Here is a 19,576-nt window from a genome sequence, read left to right as displayed (position 1 = left end):
GGATAAATAAAGCCAAAAGAGAACTAGGATTTGTACTAATGGCACTTGATATAAGAAAAGTAACAGCTCAACGAGCAGAAAATAATCAAAAATTTATAAAAAAGACAATTTCGATATTTTTCAATAGAAATTGTCCTTATTTACTTATCTTGGAACTTTATGTCCCAGCCTACTTAATGCTCGATGATATTATTTAGATAGTGAATGCAGCTCATTATAAAATAGTTTGTGGTTTAAAATGACAGAGTAAAGTGTCGTTTCAATTGCAACATATATTATAAATTAGTTAATAATATATGTTTTAATTTTGATCTCAATGCCATCCTAGAAAACCATATCCATGCCATTAGGGAAATCCCCGATTTTAAATTTAAATGTGAATTACATCACAAAAAACTGAAGTTTTGTTATAAGATGAACATGAAGAGAGAAATACAAAATGATTAAATTTCTGACCTTTTATAAAGTTACATTGTGTTTTGTATTAAAAATTTATATTGATAAAAGGGGCATTTAAAGTATGGCAAAACAAAAACTTGTAATGATTGGTAACGGCATGGCAGGGTTAAGAACGATAGAAGAGATTTTAGAACGTTCACCATCACAATTTGATATTACTATTATTGGAAAAGAACCTTATCCGAACTATAACAGAATTATGTTATCCAATATTTTACAGAAGAAAATGACCGTCGAAGATACGATTATGAATTCTTATGATTGGTATCAAGAGAATAATATTGAACTTATAAATAATGATACAGTGGAAAAAGTTGATAAAGAAAACAAAATAGTTACTACTTCTAAAGGTATTGAAGTAGAGTATGACATTTGTATTTTCGCTACTGGATCAAAAGCTTTTGTATTACCTATACCGGGTTCAAATCTTCCCAGTGTCATTGGATGGCGAACAATTGATGATACAAATAAAATGATTGAAATTGCCCAAACGAAAAAACGTGCAGTTGTCATTGGTGGAGGTCTTCTAGGCTTAGAATGTGCTAGAGGACTTCTAGATCAAGGAATGGAAGTGACAGTTCTTCATTTAGCTGATTGGCTCATGGAAATGCAATTGGATCGTAAAGCTGGAGACATGCTTAAAGCAGATTTAGAAAAGCAAGGTATGAAGATTGAACTTCAAGCAAATTCTAAAGAAATCATTGGTGATAAAGATGTTGAAGCCATTAAATTAGCTGACGGTCGGGTGATTGAAACAGATTTAGTAGTCATGGCTGTTGGTATCAGACCTTATACTGAAGTTGCTAAAGATAGTGGATTAGATGTCAATAGAGGTATTGTTGTAAATGATTATATGCAAACATCTGATTCTCATATTTATGCAGTCGGTGAATGTGCCGAACATGATGGGAAAGTTTATGGTTTGGTGGCGCCACTCTATGAACAAGGTAAAGTGCTAGCAGATTATTTAACTGGTAAAGAAACAAAAGGTTATAAAGGATCTACTACTTTCACTTCACTTAAAGTATCTGGTTGCGATTTATATAGCGCAGGGCAAATTGTTGAAGATGAAGATATCCATGGTGTAGAAATCTTTAATAGTGTCGACAATATTTACAAAAAAGTGTATTTAAGTCAAGGTCAAGTCGTTGGTGCTGTCTTGTATGGTGATACTGATGATGGATCACGATTTTATAATATGATGAAAAAACATGAAACGCTTGAAGATTATACACTTGTTTCTTTATTGCATAAAGGTGATGAAGATGCGGGGACATCTATCGCTGATATGTCTGATGATGAAACGATTTGTGGATGTAATGGTGTTGATAAAGGAACAATTGTCAATGCTATAACAACTAAAGGCTTAACGTCTGTAGATGAAGTAACTAAAGCAACAAAAGCAGGTAATTCATGTGGTAAGTGTAAAGGTCAAATTGGTGAGTTATTACAATATACATTAGGTGACGACTTTATTGCAGCAAAACCAACAGGTATTTGTCCATGTACTGATTTAACAAGAGACCAAATTGTAACTCAAATCAGAGCTAAAAATCTCAAAACATCAAAAGAAGTACGACACGTTCTTGATTTCAAAGATAAAGATGGTTGTCCTAAATGTCGACCAGCAATTAATTATTATTTAAATATGGTTTATCCTTTTGAACATCGAGATGAAAAAGACTCTCGCTTCGCTAATGAAAGATATCATGCAAATATACAAAATGATGGTACTTTCTCAGTGATCCCTCAAATGCGCGGTGGCGTTACAGATGCTGATCAACTTATTCGATTAGGGGAAGTTGCTAAAAAGTATAACGTACCACTTGTTAAAGTAACAGGTTCGCAACGTGTAGGCTTATATGGATTGAAGAAAGAAGAATTACCACAAGTTTGGAAAGATTTAGGAATGCGTTCTGCTTCTGCTTATGGTAAAAAGACGCGTTCTGTTAAAAGTTGTGTTGGTAAAGAGTTTTGTCGTTTTGGTACACAATACACAACTCGACTAGGAATAAGACTTGAAAAAACATTTGAATATATTGATACCCCTCATAAATTTAAAATGGGAGTATCAGGTTGTCCGAGAAGTTGTGTAGAGTCTGGTGTTAAAGATTTTGGTGTCATATCTGTTGAAAACGGCTACCAAATATTTATCGGAGGTAATGGTGGCACTGATGTTACTGTAGGTAAATTGTTAACGACAGTTGAAACCGAAGATGAAGTGATTCAATTATGTGGTGCCCTCATGCAATATTACAGAGAAACAGGTATTTACGCTGAAAGAACAGCACCATGGTTAGAACGTATGGGCTTTGAAAATGTCAAGAATGTCTTATTAAATCAAGAAAAGCAAAAAGAACTGTATTTAAGAATTATGGAAGCCAAAAAAGCTGTTGAGAATGAACCATGGGAAGCTATTGTTGAAAATAAAGAAGCACAAAAAATCTTTGAAGTTGAGAAGGTGTAAGAATGAAAGCTAAAGAAAAGGTTAAGGTTACAACAATGAATGAAATGATTCCTCAAATAGGCAAAAAAGTCGTTGTAAACGAAAAAGAAATAGGTATTTTTCTCACAGATAATGGTGATTTATATGCCATTGGAAATATATGCCCGCATAAAGAAGGACCGTTGTCTGAAGGGACTGTAAGTGGTGATTATGTTTACTGTCCGTTACACGATCAAAAAATAGCTTTAAAGACTGGAGAAGTACAACAACCTGATACAGGATGCGTAGAAACATATGAAGTAGAAGTTATTAATGGAGATATTTACTTATGTCTATAACTTATCCTGGCACAGTTTATCTAATCGGTGCAGGACCAGGTAATCCAAACTTACTAACTAAAAAAGCTGAACGGTTAATTAGAGCAGCTGACGTGATTTTATTTGATCGTCTCGTGAATCCTTTCATCTTACAGTATGCTTCTTCTCAAACAAAAGTGATTAATGTAGGAAAGAAACCTTATTGTAAACACATTCAACAAGATGAGATTAATCAAAAAATTGTTGAAGCAGCCAAACAATATCGATGTGTGGTGAGACTAAAGGGGGGCGATCCTGCGATTTTTGGTAGAATTACAGAAGAAGTACAAACATTAGAAAATCATCATATTCATTATGAGATTATCCCTGGTGTGACATCAGCAAGTGCTGCTGTAGCAACTATGAATATGGGATTAACGATGCGTTCTATCGCACCGAGTGTGACCTTCTCAACTGGTCATTTTAAAGATTCGGTTAATCACGATACGGATATTAGGAACTTGATTAATGGTGGCACTTTGGCTATTTATATGGGCGTAAAAAGATTAGGTCAAATTATTAAACAAATTGAATCATATACAAATGAAGACTATTCCATTGCAATAGTGTTTAATGCATCCTGCTACAATGAAAAGATTGTTATAGGTCATTTAAGTACAATTGAAGAACAATTGGCTTCCCAAAAACTAGAAGGTCATCCAGGCATATGCATTTTAGGTAATATACTTGATGACACTAATCGTACTTTGTTGAATAATAATGAGATTGACAAAGGTAATCTATATTTAATCAAGGGAGATAAAGAGCGTGCAATTTCAAAGGCTGAAACTTTATATGATGAAGGAATCCAATGTCTGATTGATTTTGACCATAGCTACCACATTTCTCAACAAAACATGTATAACGAAATGATTAAACACAAAAGTATTAAAACAATATATGTATAAAACATTTGGGTCTACAAGTTCATTATGAATTTGTAGACCTTATTTTTTAGGGAATCTCTAATATCAATTAGGACATTCCCTAATATAATGGCTTTGTGAAAAAATGTACAATAAAGATAAGACACAATACCTATGCATTTATAAAGGATATAAACTTGTATGGTGGGAGGATTAATAAAATGGGAAAATTTGGATTGAATTTCTTTAAGCCGACAGAAAAGTTTAATGGAAATTGGTCGGTATTAGAGCATAAAAGTCGAGAATGGGAAAAGATGTATAGAGAAAGATGGAGCCACGACAAAGTTGTGAGAACGACGCATGGTGTTAACTGTACTGGATCATGTTCATGGAAAGTATTTGTCAAAAATGGCGTAATTACATGGGAAAATCAACAAATTGATTATCCAAGTTGTGGACCTGATATGCCAGAATTTGAGCCAAGAGGTTGTCCGAGAGGTGCATCGTTTTCTTGGTATGAATATAGTCCGTTAAGAGTTAAATATCCTTATATTAGAGGTAAATTATTAGATTTATGGACCGAAGCGCTTGAAGAACAAAATGGAAACCGAATTGCGGCATGGGCATCCATCGTAGAAAATGAAGAAAAAGCCAAACAATATAAAGAAGCAAGAGGTAAAGGTGGACACGTCAGAGCAAATTGGAAAGATGTCACAGATATTATTGCAGCTCAAATTTTATATACCATAAAAAAAGATGGACCGGATCGTATTGCTGGATTTACTCCTATTCCTGCTATGTCGATGATTAGTTATGCTTCAGGTGCAAGATTTATTAATTTGTTAGGTGGAGAAATGTTAAGCTTTTACGATTGGTATGCCGATTTACCACCTGCTTCTCCACAAATTTGGGGTGAGCAAACAGACGTGCCAGAATCCAGTGATTGGTACAATGCTTCATACATTATGATGTGGGGATCAAACGTTCCATTAACACGTACACCTGACGCACATTTTATGACTGAAGTTAGATATAAAGGGGCGAAAGTTATTTCAGTAGCACCTGATTATGCTGAGAATGTTAAGTTCGCCGATCATTGGCTTGCACCACATCCGGGTACAGATGCAGCGATTGCACAAGCAATGACACATGTTATTTTACAGGAATATTATGAAAATCATCCGAATGATATGTTTATTAACTATGCTAAGCAATATTCTGATATGCCGTTTGTCATTATGTTAGATGAAGATGAGAATGGCTATAAAGCAGGTAGATTCTTGCGTGCTTCTGATTTAGGGATGTCAGGTGAAAATAATGAATGGAAGCCAGTTATTCAAGACAAATTGAGTCAACAATTACTTGTTCCTAATGGCACAATGGGCCAACGCTGGGAAGAAGGTAAAAAATGGAATTTGAAACTTGAAACAGAGGACGGTACACCGATTGATCCAATGTTATCAATGGCTGAAAGTGACTATCATGTTGAAACGATTCAATTTCCATACTTTGATAGCAGTGGTGATGGCATCTTTGAGAGACCTATTGCAACGAGAACTATTCAATTAGCTAACGGAGAGAAAGTTAAAATCGCTACGGTTTATGATTTAATGACGAGTCAATATGGTGTCCAACGTTTTGAACACGAACTAGAAGCTACATCATATGATGACGCATCTTCTAAATATACGCCCGCTTGGCAAGAACAAATTACAGGTATCAAAAAAGAGTTAGTGACGAAAGTGGCAAAAGAATTTGCACAAAATGCTATTGATACTGGTGGACGTTCAATGATTATTATGGGGGCTGGTATCAACCATTGGTTTAACTCGGATACTATTTATCGTTCAATACTTAACTTAGTACTATTGTGTGGATGTCAAGGTGTTAACGGTGGTGGTTGGGCACACTATGTTGGACAAGAAAAATGTCGACCAATTGAAGGATGGAATACTATTGCATTTGCTAAAGATTGGCAAGGTCCTCCACGTTTACAAAATGGTACAAGTTGGTTTTATTTCGCTACAGATCAATGGAAGTATGAAGAATCAAATGTAGATAAATTGAAATCACCATTAGCTGAAAATATTAAGCATCAACATCCAGCTGATTACAATGTAACGGCTGCTCGTATGGGTTGGTTGCCTTCATATCCACAGTTTAATAAAAACAGTCTATTGTTTGGAGAAGAAGCTAAAGATGAAGGTGATGATTCAAATGAAGCTATCCTACAAAAAGCGATTGAATCAGTTAAAAATAAAGATACACAATTTGCGATAGAAGATCCAGATTTAAGAAAAAACCATCCTAAAACATTATTTGTATGGAGATCTAATTTAATTTCTAGTTCAGCTAAAGGACAAGAATACTTTATGAAGCACTTGTTAGGTGCGCGCTCTGGTTTAATGGCAGAGCCAAATGAAGATGATAAACCAGAGGAAATTAAATGGCGCGAGGATACAGAAGGGAAACTTGATTTATTAGTATCACTTGATTTCAGAATGACTGCAACGCCATTATATTCAGATATCGTTTTACCTGCTGCAACTTGGTATGAAAAACATGATTTATCTTCTACAGACATGCATCCATTTATTCATCCATTTAATCCAGCAATCGACCCATTATGGGAATCGCGTTCGGACTGGGATATTTATAAAACTCTAAGTAAAGCTGTTTCAGAAATGGCCAAAGATTATCTTCCAGGTAAATTTAAAGATGTTGTAACTACGCCATTAGGACATGATTCTAAACAAGAAATTTCAACTGAATATGGTATTGTAAAAGATTGGTCTAAAGGAGAAATTGAAGGTGTGCCAGGTAAAACAATGCCTAATTTTTCTATAGTAGAGCGAGACTATACACAAATTTACGATAAATTCGTTACTGTTGGTCCAAAACTAGAAAAAGGAAAAATAGGTGCCCATGGGGTGAGTTATAGCGTTAGTGAAGAGTACGAAGAACTTAAAAGTATGGTTGGAACTTGGAATGATGATAATACTACTTCAGTTAAAAATGATAGACCGAGAATAGATACAGCGAGAAAAGTAGCAGATGTCATTTTGAATATATCCTCTGCTACAAACGGCAAATTATCACAAAAGTCATATGAAGATTTAGAAAATCAAACAGGTATGGAACTTAAAGATATTTCTAAAGAACGTGCTTCTGAAAAGATATCATTTTTAAACATTACTTCTCAGCCAAGAGAAGTGATTCCAACTGCAGTATTCCCTGGCTCTAATAAAGATGGAAGACGCTACTCACCGTTTACAACTAATGTGGAACGTTTAGTGCCATTTAGAACGCTAACTGGACGTCAAAGTTATTATATAGATCATGAGGTATTCCAACAATTTGGAGAAAGTTTACCGGTATATAAACCTACTTTACCTCCAATGGTATTTGGTGCTCGTGATAAAAAAGTTAAAGGTGGACAAGATACATTAGTGCTTCGATACCTTACACCTCATGGAAAATGGAACATTCATTCAACTTATCAAGATAATGAACGCATGTTGACATTGTTTAGAGGTGGGCCGGTTGTATGGATTTCAAATGAAGACGCAGCTGACCATGGCATTAATGATAACGACTGGTTAGAAGTATACAACAGAAACGGAGTTGTTACTGCCAGAGCTGTAACATCTCATCGTATGCCTAGAGGCACAATGTTTATGTATCATGCACAAGATAAACACATAGAGACACCTGGTTCTGAAATTACTGATACTCGTGGAGGTTCTCATAATGCACCTACTCGTATTCACTTGAAACCTACTCAATTAGTAGGAGGATATGCACAAATTAGTTATCACTTTAACTATTATGGACCAATTGGAAATCAAAGAGATGAGTATGTAGCTGTTAGAAAAATGAAGGAGGTCAATTGGCTTGAAGATTAAAGCGCAAGTTGCAATGGTATTGAATCTAGACAAATGTATTGGTTGTCATACTTGCAGTGTGACATGTAAAAACACATGGACAAATCGACCTGGTGCAGAGTATATGTGGTTTAATAACGTAGAAACGAAACCGGGCGTAGGATATCCAAAAAGATGGGAAGACCAAGGACAATATAAAGGTGGTTGGGTGCTAAATAAAAAAGGAAAGCTTGAATTAAAATCTGGTAATAGATGGTCAAAGATTGCTTTAGGTAAAATCTTCTATAATCCTGACATGCCACTCATTCAAGATTATTATGAACCGTGGACATATAACTATGAACATTTAACCAATGCCAAACAAGGACAACACTCTCCCGTGGCGACAGCACACTCTTTAATTTCAGGTGATAGATTGAATCTTAAATGGGGACCAAACTGGGAAGATGATTTAGCTGGAGGCCACATTACAGGACCAGAGGATCCAAATATTCAGAAAATAGAAGAAGATATTAAATTCCAATTCGATGAGACATTTATGATGTATTTACCAAGACTATGTGAACACTGTTTAAATCCAAGTTGCGTAGCATCTTGTCCATCAGGAGCTATGTATAAACGAGATGAGGATGGTATCGTTCTCGTCGATCAAGAAGCCTGTCGAGGTTGGAGATACTGTATGACTGGATGTCCGTATAAAAAAGTATATTTTAACTGGAAAACGAATAAAGCTGAAAAATGTACATTTTGTTTCCCACGAATCGAAGCTGGTATGCCAACCGTATGTTCAGAAACTTGTACAGGACGTATGAGATATTTAGGTGTTTTATTATATGACGCAGATCGTGTTCAAGAAGCGGCTTCAGCTAAAGATGAAAAAGACTTATACGAAAAACAATTAGACCTATTCCTTGATCCATTTGATGAGGAAGTCATTGCTCAAGCTGAAAAAGATGGAATAAATCAAGAATGGATCACAGCAGCTCAAAACTCACCAGTGTATAAATTGGCAATAGAATATAAAATGGCCTTTCCATTGCATCCTGAATTTAGAACTATGCCAATGGTATGGTATTGTCCACCTTTAAGTCCTATTATGAGTTATTTCGAAGGTGAAAATGCAGGTCAAAATCCAGACATGATTTTCCCAGCTATTGAAGAAATGCGTTTACCTATTCAATACTTAGCAAATTTATTAACTGCTGGCGACACAGAACCTGTTAAAGAGGGCTTACAAAAAATGGCGATGATGCGAAGTTATATGCGTTCTCAAATAACAAACCAACCTTTCGATACATCTAAATTAGAACGATTAGGACTTACTGAAAGACAGATGACTGAAATGTATCGCTTACTAGGTATTGCTAAATATGAAGATCGTTTTGTTGTGCCTTCTTCTCATAAAGAAACATATTTAGATACTTATAAAGCGCAAGGAAGTCAAGGTTATGGTGGAGAGTACTTTGGCTCTAATTGTGAAGGTTGTGGTGTTGCAGTTCAATCAGGTAAAACTGGACAAGAAATTTATAATGAAAATTTCTATGGAGGGATCTTCCGTGATTAACCTTGAACAATTAAGTCAATACCAAGATAGCTTAGGCTATCTTGGTCAACAAATGAATTTTCCAGAAAAAATGACATTTCACCCAAAAATATTTGAAGAAACCATTTCTAAGTCTCATCCTGGCTATGAAGAATTGCTTGCATATAGAGAAATCATGATGAATTATACTTTGTCAGAAATTAAAGCTATCTATACAGATACATTTGATTTTAGTAAAAAACACCCACTCTATATGACATTTAATAAATTTGACACGCAAAAGGAACGTGGACAAATGCTAGCTAAATTGAAGGTTTTATACGAAATGTTTGGACTAAAAATGGTTGATAATGAATTATCTGATTTTCTTCCATTGATGCTACAGTTTTTGCAAGTTGCTGATTTTAAAAATGATAGTCGAGCACAGGAAAACCTTCAACTAGTCATTATGATTATTGAAGATGGCACATATGAAATGGCAAATACCCTTGCTGAAAACAATAATCCCTATGCATATGTTGTCAGTGCATTAAGAAAAACGTTAAAAGCGTGTATCATGCCTTTGAAAGAGGTGGAAAATCATGCTTAATCAATTTGTATGGGTTATTTATCCATATTTATGTTTAGCAATATTTGTTATTGGACATATCGCAAGATATAAATACGATCAATTTTCATGGACAGCAAAGTCGAGTGAAATGATTGAAAAGAAACAATTAAAATGGGGAAGTTTACTTTTTCATTTAGGTATTATTCCGGTGTTCTTTGGTCATGTTGTGGGATTATTGATTCCCGCTAATTGGTTAGAGGCGATAGGTGTAAATAATCATATCTATCATATAGGTGCAGTTTATATAGGTAGTGTTTTTGGTATAATAACATTAATAGGAATGTTGTTGCTAACTTTAAGACGACTATCCATCAAAAATGTTAGACGATTAAGTTCATTTTCAGATATATTCGTGAATCTCGTTTTGTTGATTATTTTAATAATGGGTTGTTATTCTACGCTTGTAACCAATGCGATTCAACCTGAATTTGATTATCGTCAAACCATTGCGATATGGTTTAGACATTTATTCATGTTTTCTCCAAATGCTGACTTAATGTTAAACGTGCCTTGGTCGTTTAAACTGCACATATTATTAGGGTTTACAGTATTTGCGTGTTGGCCATTTACTCGTTTAGTACATGTTTGGAGTGTACCACTGTCTTATATGAATAGAAGATACATTGTTTATCGCAAAAACAAAATTTAATTTATTATGAGGTGAAAGTGTGGAACCAGAATCTTTAAAACATAATCAACATTTACAAATGAATTTAGATAAGTTGAGAGCGCAAGAGGGTTATGATTTTGGTGGTATCGCTTTATATGATTATCATCACACTTCATCACCAATTAAATGGCAATATGTTTCAGGTAATACAAATGATAGATATAAACTTATTATTTTGAGAAAGGGTAGAGGGCTTGCTGGAATGGTGATGAAAACCGGTAAACGTATGGTTATTGCTGATGTAGATACAGCTTTATCTCCAGAAGAGAAAGTTAAATTTCCAATCATTCTTAGTGAGTCATTGACAGCTGTAGTTGCAGTACCTTTATGGTTAAAAAATTCAATGTATGGCGTTTTACTATTAGGTCAAAGAAATCATCAGCCATTACCTCAGTCATTGGACCAACTTAATATTGAAAAACAAATCGGTATTTTTACAGAAATAAACTAGGTGGTAATTATGTTGGAGCAAACTGATTTAAGTTTAGAGCAATTACTTAAGAATTATTATGAAACCACGAACGAGAAAATTGTATTTGTTAATAGACATGGGAAAATTATTGCTATGAATGACGCAGCAAAAGATATTTTAACTGAAGAAGATAATTATAATGCTATGACAAATGCGATTTGTCATCGATGTGAAGGATACTCTAATGAATATGATGTACAATCGTGTAAAGATTGTTTTTTAGAAACAACGCAATTACAACATTCAAATTTCCAAGTATTTATGAAGACAAAAGATAACGAAATTAAGCCTTTTACAGCTATGTATCAAAATATTGATGAACAAAGAGGTATTAGTGCATTTACATTACAGAATGTGGCGCCCCAGATTGAAAGGCAAGAAAAGATGTATCAACAAAAAATGTTACATCGTTCAATTCAAGCACAAGAAAATGAACGGAAGCGTATTTCTAGAGAATTACATGATAGTGTAATACAGGATATGCTCAATATAGATGTTGAACTAAGGCTTTTGAAGTATAAGCATAAGGATAAAGTGTTAGCTGAAACATCTCAACGTATAGAAGGACTATTATCACAGCTTATTGATGATATTAGAAATATGTCTGTTGAATTACGACCTTCTTCTCTCGATGACTTAGGTATTGAAGCAGCTTTTAAATCATATTTTAAACAGTTTGAAGAAAATTATGGTATGCATATTAAATATGATTCGAATATTAAAGGCATGCGTTTTGATAGTGAAATTGAAACAGTTGTGTATCGTGTAGTTCAAGAGGGGGTATTTAATGCTCTAAAATATGCTGGGGTTAATGAAATTGAGGTAAGTACGCATAGTGATGGTAAGCAGCTTGTAGCAGAAGTTGTGGATCGAGGTAAAGGGTTTAGTTTAGATCATCACCCTAAAGGCTCTGGACTTGGATTGTACGGGATGAGAGAACGTGCAGATTTAGTTAACGGTCACGTTAATATAGAGACACATATTAATAGAGGTACTATAATTACATTAGATATACCGATTTAAGTTGATGATGTAAGTTGGGGGAATTGAAGTGAAAATAGTTATAGCGGATGACCATGCAGTTGTTAGGACAGGATTTTCAATGATATTAAATTATCAAGAAGATATGGAAGTTGTTGCAACTGCAGCTGACGGGGTTGAAGCTTACCAAAAAGTGTTAGAACATCAACCAGATGTTTTAATATTAGATTTGAGCATGCCACCAGGAGAGTCTGGCTTAATCGCAACCAGTAAAATTTCTGAAAGTTTTCCTGAAACTAAAATTTTAATACTTACGATGTTTGATGACGAAGAATATTTATTTCATGTGTTAAAAAGTGGTGCTAAAGGATATATTTTAAAGAATTCACCTGATGAGCAATTAATATTGGCCGTACGTACAGTATATCAAGGTGAAACTTATGTTGATATGAAATTGACGACGTCTTTAGTCAATGAGTTTGTCAATCAATCTCAAACGGATGAAGTGTCATCCTCTTCAGATCCATTTAAAATTTTATCGAAACGAGAGTTAGAAATATTACCTCTTATAGCTAAAGGCTATGGCAATAAAGATATTGCAGAAAAGTTGTTTGTATCAGTGAAAACGGTAGAAGCACATAAAACGCATATTATGACGAAACTAAATTTAAAGAGTAAACCTGAATTAGTTGAATATGCCTTAAAGAAAAAATTATTAGAATTTTAAATGTATATCATGACTGATTATTAGGGCTTACTTAGTCTATGGCTAAGTAGTCCTTTTTTTGTGGCTTTATATAGGGAAAAATAAAAGTAAAATCAGGGTATGTCCTTATGTTCATATTTTCACAAACGTATTAAAATGAATGTGTGATTGGTACTTTGTTTATAATTTTGTTTTATATAATTAATTTTGACCTCTTATTAAGCCCTCACAAAGTACCAATACACCTTATAATTAAATCAGATGAAGGTGAATCAAAATGAACATGAAAAAGGGTGTTTCTCAGCTTACGTTACAGACATTGAGTTTGGTCGCTGGCTTTATGGCTTGGAGTATTATTTCTCCATTAATGCCATTTATTTCACAAGATGTTGATATTTCTCCGGGACAAATATCTGTCATTTTAGCTATTCCTGTTATTTTAGGTTCTGTACTACGTGTGCCATTTGGGTACTTAACTAATATTGTAGGAGCTAAATGGGTGTTTTTCTGGAGTTTTATTGTATTATTACTTCCAATTTTTCTTTTAGGTCAAGCTCAATCACCCGGTATGCTAATGCTATCAGGATTCTTTCTAGGAATTGGTGGCGCAATTTTTTCAGTGGGTGTTACTTCTGTACCCAAATACTTTTCAAAAGACAAAGTTGGTCTAGCAAATGGTATATATGGTGTAGGTAATATTGGTACTGCAGTATCCTCATTTTGTGCCCCAGTGTTAGCAGGTGCAATTGGGTGGCAAAATACAGTTCGTAGTTATTTAATTATTCTTAGTATATTTGCAATTTTAATGTTTCTTTTAGGAGATAAAAATGAGCCCAAAGTGAAGATTCCTTTGATGGCTCAAGTCAAAGACCTATCTAAGAATTATAAGTTGTATTATTTAAGTTTGTGGTATTTTATTACTTTTGGAGCTTTTGTGGCTTTTGGGATTTTTTTACCGAACTTCCTAGTTGATCATTTTAGTATTGATAAAGTTGATGCGGGTATTCGTTCAGGTATATTTATAGCACTAGCGACGTTCCTGAGACCCGTTGGCGGAGTTATAGGTGATAAATTTAATGCAGTACAAGCGCTTATCATCGACTTCGTGATAATGATTATTGGTGCACTTATTTTAAGCTTATCTAGTCATATTGTTCTGTTTACAATAGGCTGTTTAGCAATTAGTATCTGTGCGGGTATAGGTAATGGTTTAATATTTAAATTAGTACCTTCATACTTTTCTAAAGAAGCAGGTTCAGCGAATGGTATTGTATCCATGATGGGGGGACTAGGTGGTTTCTTCCCACCACTAGTGATTACTTTTGTGACGAGTATCACTGGTTCAAGTCATCTCGCTTTCTTCTTCTTAGCTATATTTGGTGTAATTGCTCTTATTACAATGATTCATTTAAATAAAAAAGAAAAAGCTGTTCGTATATAAATAAAAATTGTGTCCTAAGGTGAGCATCAAAGTGTGTTCAAATTAGGGCACATTTTTGTTTAATATCAAAATAAATGATTCAAAAAATTTTGCTATTTTTCGTTTCATTAGAATGAAATAACTAGCAGTCAGTTTTCATACACATACTAAATCAAAGACTGTCAATGAATTATGAAACAATCATCTTTTTAAGACATTGGCAGTTGAAAGATTATTTAAAAAAATATACGTATATCTTAATATTTTAACATAATTCCACGTTGTTATATATGTGAATAACTGCTTTTACAATCACACACTCTACTTCCATCAAAATAGCTATACAATTGCTTCTTTCAACCTCCTTTATATGAAGCGAAACAAACAACACTATATCTTGATAGTCTATTTAAATACCAACTTAATTTACATTTTCAGATGTTAAAATGGATGATTATTAAATTATCTATAATCATTCACTAGTGATCTTTACAATGTTTGTAATTGATAACGTATAAATAAAGTGATGTAACTTGTAAAAAAGAGGTATTTAGATAAGTTTAGTAGGAATTAGGTGTAAAAAAATATACTGACTGTACGAGAGAATAAGACAAAAGCTTACTTTAGACATACTATTACTATTAAATTGTGTCGCTATTGCTAAAGTTGAAAGTTTTGTTGTATTTAAAAAGCTTACTTTTGTCTCTAGTCTCTATAAGTATCACTTTTCCACTGTTTTATCAAAATTTTTCGTTACAAAATTTTGCAAGTCTTCAACTAAATTTTGGGTTTCTTCTTGAGTAATATTAAATTCATTAAAAACACTTTGTGAAATATCAGAAAGAACATTTTGAATATCCTTGCCACGTTCTGTCAAAGAAATTTGAAGGTTACGTTCATCTTGTTCTTCACGAGTTCGAATGACATAATTCTTTTTCTCTAATTTTTTTAATAATGGTGTTAGCGTGCCAGAATCCAAGAAGACTCTTTCGCCCAGTTTTTTAATGTTAAGTTTCTCATCATCTTCTATCGCCATTAATACAATATAACCTGTGTATGTAAGACCATACTCTTTTAGGTAATCTGTATATTTTTTGATGATTTCTTTAGAGGAAACATAAAATAAAAAACATAATTGTTTGCTCAAATAACTATTCTCTACATACATTTAATCACTCCTTGTTAAGGTAACAATATTATGAAGCGTATCACTTGTCAAGTACTGATTTCATCACTATAATTCGAATTGTTTTAAATTAAATTTATCAAATATTTGAATGAGTTTAATTTGATAATAAAGCAATTTTTTAAAAAATTGGAGGAGTGCCAAAATTGACACGTATCAATGACTTTAACGAAGTGCTTAACAGTAGAAAATCAGTAAAGGTATTTGACGAGAATTATAAAATTTCTCGAGAAGAGATGGATGAAATCATTACTAAAGCAACACAAGCACCTTCATCGGTTAATATGCAACCATGGAGAATTGCTGTTGTAGAAAGCGATGAAATGAAAGAAAAAGTTAAAGAATCATTTGGATTTAATTCCAGACAGTTAACTACATCCTCAGCTATGTTAATTATTTTTGGAGATTTACAAAACTACGAAAAAGCTGAACAGATTTATGGCGATGCTGTAGAACAACAATTGATGACGGAAGATATCAAAGTACAACTGTTAGATTGGATATTACCTTATTATAAAAACTTATCTAGAGAAGGCATGAAAGATATTGTGAATATAGATAGTAGTTTAATGGCAATGCAATTAATGCTTACAGCAAAAGCTCACGGTTACGATACAAACCCTATTGGTGGTTTCGATAAAGAAAATATTGCAGATATTATCGGTTATGATTCTGACAGATATGTGCCAGTTTTAGCGATTGCTATAGGTAAAAAAGCACAAGATGCACACGATTCAGTGAGACTTCCGATTGATGATGTAAGGGAATTTTTATAAAACTTCTTAAAATTTTCACATTTACAAACGAACATTTTGTTACAATTTAACTAAATCTTTCTTTTCTATACGAATTAATCGTCTATAATTGTGTGTGATAAGATAAAAGGAGTTTCTATAATAATGAGTAAGAAACAAGTTATTTTTAGGGTAATCATTATTTTGATTATCTCTCTAATATTAGCAATTGCATTTTTCTTCGGACTCAAAGCTTATCAAGGTCATAAAAATCTTGAACTGATTGATAGCTATATGAGCGACCATCATCTTAATGATAAAGTGAAAAAAGACAAAACATCATATAGCACTAAAAAGGGACTATACTATAAAGAAGTCGTTTTCAAAGATGAACCTAACGTGACATATGTGATTCAACCTATCAGTACTTCAAAAGGAATATTCATTGAAGGTTTTGATAGCGAAACGAAGAAAAGTATTAAAAAAGCAAAACATAGTGATTTTGATCAAAAATACAAACCTTCTAAATAAAGGATTAACACACAGTTTTATTTAAACATAGAGCTGTGTGTTTTTTATTGGCGTTTTTAATAGGAAGAAATGCAACATGCATATATTTCTAGTGGAAAAAATTATATAGCTATTTTGATGTTATCTGATATAATTAAGTGATGTCAGATGAAGGGGAGTTTGCATAATGGCTCTATTCAAGAAAAAAATAAGTCTACCAACGCAAGTAATTATTGCTTTGGTACTCGGTGTCATCGCTGGTCTATTACTATATGGACAAGATGATGTTGCAAATTATATTAAGCCATTTGGTGATGTATTCTTAAATTTAATTAAGATGATCATCATTCCGATTGTATTTTGTTCATTAGCCTTATCTATTTCAAATTTAGGGGATTCTAAAAAGGTAGGAAGCTATGGATGGAAAGCAATCCTTTATTTCGAGATTATTACAACTATCGCCATAGGTTTAGGTCTTATCATTGGTAATCTATTCAAACCAGGTTCAGGTCTAGATCCAGATAAATTACCTAAAGGCGATATTACTAAATATCAATCATCTGCACATTCAGCAGAACAAGCGACTACTTATGGTAATCATCTTATAGATACATTAGTTCATATTGTGCCAACGAATTTATTTGAATCTATGGCAAAAGGTGAGTTATTACCGATTATCTTTTTCGCAGTATTTTTTGGATTAGGATTAGCTGCGATAGGAGAAAAAGCAGAACCCGTTAAAGGATTCTTAAATGGTACTTTAGAAGCTGTATTTTGGATGATCAATAAAATTTTAAAATTAGCTCCAATTGGAGTATTTGCATTTATTTGTACGACAGTAATGACTTTTGGTGCTTCAGCATTAATTCCATTATTTAAATTACTAGTTGTTGTAGTATTTGCTATGGTTTTCTTTGTTATCGTAGTGTTAGGAATTGTTGCAAGAATGGTTGGAATAAGTATTTTTTCAATCATGAAGATACTTAAAAGTGAATTGTTACTTGCCTTTTCTACTTCAAGTTCAGAAGCAGTATTGCCGATTATGATGAAGAAAATGGAACGTTTTGGTTCGCCAAAAGATGTTACTTCATTTGTTATCCCTATCGGTTATTCATTTAATTTAGATGGCTCAGCTTTATATCAATCTATAGCTGCTCTATTTGTTGCTCAAATGTATAATATACATTTATCATTAACTGAACAACTTGTATTAATGGCCACACTTATGATTGCTTCAAAAGGTATGGCTGGGGTGCCGGGCGTATCTATTGTAGTTTTATTAACAACATTAAGTTCTATGAATATACCAGCACAAGGTCTTGCTTTAATTATTGGCGTTGATCGTTTATTAGATATGGTGCGTACATGTGTTAATGTTATTGGTAATGCACTCTCAACAGTTGTTATTGCTAAATGGGAAAACGTCTATGATAAAGAGAAAGGTCAAAACTACTTAAATTCAATTTAAAAAATTTATATATCTGACATTTTAGAGCCACTTACAATCTATGATTGATAGTGGCTCTTATGCATTTTAAAAAATGTAAACAAAAGCAAAACAATCTATGATTAATAGTGGCTCTTATGCATTTTTTAAAAAATGTAAACAAAAGCAAAACAATTTATGATTGATAGTGGTTCTTATGCATTTTTAAAATGTAAATTTAAAAAGCACAAAAATGACTTTTTAGTTTAAAATCATCTTTGTGCTAAATTGTTCTAATTTAAATGCAAGTTTTAATACTTCTACATTCCGTGTTTCATATTACCCATATCATGGATTTTTGACATTAAACCATGAGGTACGTCATCGTGATCAACTTTCTTAACTTTAGTAATTTTTCCAGTTTTTTCATCTTTAAAGAGCATAACAAAATCTTCTTTATTAACTGACACATTAGCATCTTTTGGTAATTCTACGTTTTTTTCAATTTTTTCATTTTTCGTATTAATCATTTTATCGATAGTCGTGCTATCTTTCATAATACCGTAGTATGAATCTTTCTTACCATCCACGAACATCATGATTACTAGTACAATACATACAATAACCATAACTGCGATAAGGCCTATACCTAATCCTTTTTTATTTTTCATTATTGAAAACTCCTTTATCTATATTAATTCATTTATACATAATTTTAAGTCATTTTGCAATTATATATTGTAGTATAAAGAAAATAAAGTTTATAAAATGGAGCTTGATGATATGATTGACAAAAAATGGACAATAAATAACCGCATCATAATCTAAAATGATTATAATACGGTAAATTTTGATATGACTTTATAATTCAATTGTAGCTGGCGTATCTAGTTCATCATCATTCATTAATTTAATTGAACGCGGTATAACTTTGAGTACACATAATTCTGGATCTTCTTTTGAATTGAAAAATGTTTTGTCTTGAGTTTCCCATAACCAATCAATAACTTTTTGATCTTTGACAACTTCTATAGTGGCATCTATTTCAACAAAGCTATTATTTGTTGTTTCGTTATAGCCTAATAAAATGTGAGCATCAGGATTATTTTCTATTTCTTCGACTTTTAGTGAATTGATATTCGTTTTTGTATATAAGTTTAAGTCATCATTGTAAAAGACCATATATCTGCTATTAGGTTTATTATGATGTGCAGTTGATAGGACACCAATTTTTGAAGAACTTAATACCTTTTCTATTGCTCTTGTCACTTGTTGTTTATTCAAAATTATCATCTCCTTATTATTGT

General features: G+C 33.0%; 17 protein-coding genes and 1 pseudogene. 15 read left to right on the top strand and 3 right to left on the bottom strand.

All coding sequences use genetic code 11. The features are described 5' to 3' along the window. The 12 genes and pseudogenes from HMPREF3058_RS05495 to HMPREF3058_RS05440 form a co-directional block, all read left to right on the top strand. A pseudogene (locus tag HMPREF3058_RS05495) lies at positions 1–177 on the top strand (IS5/IS1182 family transposase); the annotation flags it as partial. Between the two features lie 343 nt (positions 178–520). Then, on the top strand, positions 521–2,926 hold the full coding sequence (nirB, locus tag HMPREF3058_RS05490) for a nitrite reductase large subunit NirB (protein ID WP_070731189.1): 2,406 nt from the start codon (positions 521–523) through the stop codon (positions 2,924–2,926). Between the two features lie 2 nt (positions 2,927–2,928). Further along, positions 2,929–3,243, top strand: a complete 315-nt coding sequence (nirD, locus tag HMPREF3058_RS05485; RefSeq protein WP_002447195.1) for a nitrite reductase small subunit NirD — start codon at positions 2,929–2,931, stop codon at positions 3,241–3,243. Then, a complete protein-coding gene (gene cobA, locus HMPREF3058_RS05480) occupies positions 3,234–4,169 on the top strand; it encodes a uroporphyrinogen-III C-methyltransferase (RefSeq protein WP_002491087.1) in 936 nt (311 codons plus the stop codon). Before nirD ends, cobA begins: the two co-directional genes overlap by 10 nt. 179 nt (positions 4,170–4,348) lie before the next feature. Then, on the top strand, positions 4,349–8,032 hold the full coding sequence (locus HMPREF3058_RS05475) for a nitrate reductase subunit alpha (protein ID WP_002490690.1): 3,684 nt from the start codon (positions 4,349–4,351) through the stop codon (positions 8,030–8,032). Then, entirely contained in the window at positions 8,022–9,575 is a 1,554-nt protein-coding gene (gene narH, locus HMPREF3058_RS05470) for a nitrate reductase subunit beta (RefSeq protein ID WP_001831534.1), read from the top strand. Before HMPREF3058_RS05475 ends, narH begins: the two co-directional genes overlap by 11 nt. Beyond that, positions 9,568–10,143, top strand: coding sequence for a nitrate reductase molybdenum cofactor assembly chaperone (gene narJ, locus HMPREF3058_RS05465; RefSeq protein WP_002475314.1), 576 nt, complete (start codon positions 9,568–9,570; stop codon positions 10,141–10,143). Before narH ends, narJ begins: the two co-directional genes overlap by 8 nt. Next, complete coding sequence (gene narI / locus HMPREF3058_RS05460; protein WP_002447199.1) at positions 10,136–10,813, top strand: respiratory nitrate reductase subunit gamma; 678 nt, start codon at positions 10,136–10,138, stop codon at positions 10,811–10,813. Before narJ ends, narI begins: the two co-directional genes overlap by 8 nt. Positions 10,814–10,832: 19 nt before the next feature. Then, complete coding sequence (nreA, locus tag HMPREF3058_RS05455; protein ID WP_002491066.1) at positions 10,833–11,285, top strand: nitrate respiration regulation accessory nitrate sensor NreA; 453 nt, start codon at positions 10,833–10,835, stop codon at positions 11,283–11,285. Positions 11,286–11,294: 9 nt separating this feature from the next. Continuing rightward, positions 11,295–12,329, top strand: a complete 1,035-nt coding sequence (locus tag HMPREF3058_RS05450; RefSeq protein WP_002491038.1) for a sensor histidine kinase — start codon at positions 11,295–11,297, stop codon at positions 12,327–12,329. Positions 12,330–12,357: 28 nt separating this feature from the next. After that, complete coding sequence (gene nreC, locus HMPREF3058_RS05445; protein ID WP_002457306.1) at positions 12,358–13,014, top strand: nitrate respiration regulation response regulator NreC; 657 nt, start codon at positions 12,358–12,360, stop codon at positions 13,012–13,014. 256 nt (positions 13,015–13,270) lie between these two features. Next, complete coding sequence (locus tag HMPREF3058_RS05440) at positions 13,271–14,434, top strand: nitrate/nitrite transporter (protein ID WP_001831433.1); 1,164 nt, start codon at positions 13,271–13,273, stop codon at positions 14,432–14,434. Positions 14,435–15,134: 700 nt separating this feature from the next. Here HMPREF3058_RS05440 and HMPREF3058_RS05435 read toward each other — a convergent pair. Further along, positions 15,135–15,581, bottom strand: coding sequence for a MarR family winged helix-turn-helix transcriptional regulator (locus HMPREF3058_RS05435; RefSeq protein ID WP_002438330.1), 447 nt, complete (start codon positions 15,579–15,581; stop codon positions 15,135–15,137). Positions 15,582–15,745: 164 nt separating this feature from the next. Here HMPREF3058_RS05435 and HMPREF3058_RS05430 point away from each other — a divergent pair, with 164 nt between their 5' ends. The 3 genes from HMPREF3058_RS05430 (at position 15,746) to HMPREF3058_RS05420 (ending at position 18,311) form a co-directional block, all read left to right on the top strand. Continuing rightward, positions 15,746–16,375 carry a nitroreductase family protein gene (locus HMPREF3058_RS05430; protein WP_002491039.1) on the top strand — a complete coding sequence of 210 codons (630 nt, stop codon included), beginning with the start codon at positions 15,746–15,748 and terminating at the stop codon, positions 16,373–16,375. 123 nt (positions 16,376–16,498) lie between these two features. After that, the gene (locus HMPREF3058_RS05425) at positions 16,499–16,864 is read left to right on the top strand and encodes a DUF3139 domain-containing protein (RefSeq protein ID WP_001831482.1); all 366 of its coding nucleotides are present in this window, start codon (positions 16,499–16,501) and stop codon (positions 16,862–16,864) included. A gap of 166 nt (positions 16,865–17,030) precedes the next feature. Then, entirely contained in the window at positions 17,031–18,311 is a 1,281-nt protein-coding gene (locus tag HMPREF3058_RS05420; protein ID WP_002457303.1) for a dicarboxylate/amino acid:cation symporter, read from the top strand. A gap of 278 nt (positions 18,312–18,589) precedes the next feature. Here HMPREF3058_RS05420 and HMPREF3058_RS05415 read toward each other — a convergent pair whose 3' ends face one another. Beyond that, positions 18,590–18,940 (bottom strand): DUF4889 domain-containing protein, encoded by a 351-nt coding sequence (locus HMPREF3058_RS05415; RefSeq protein WP_002491056.1) that lies wholly within the window; start codon positions 18,938–18,940, stop codon positions 18,590–18,592. Positions 18,941–19,130: 190 nt separating this feature from the next. After that, positions 19,131–19,553 (bottom strand): pyridoxamine 5'-phosphate oxidase family protein, encoded by a 423-nt coding sequence (locus tag HMPREF3058_RS05410; protein ID WP_002487036.1) that lies wholly within the window; start codon positions 19,551–19,553, stop codon positions 19,131–19,133. Positions 19,554–19,576: the final 23 nt, after the last annotated feature.

The sequence above is a fragment of the Staphylococcus sp. HMSC068G11 genome, assembly GCF_001815825.1.
Classification (GTDB): domain Bacteria; phylum Bacillota; class Bacilli; order Staphylococcales; family Staphylococcaceae; genus Staphylococcus; species Staphylococcus epidermidis.
Note: the sequence above shows the minus strand (reverse complement) of the source record. Positions and strands in the feature narration are given on the sequence as shown.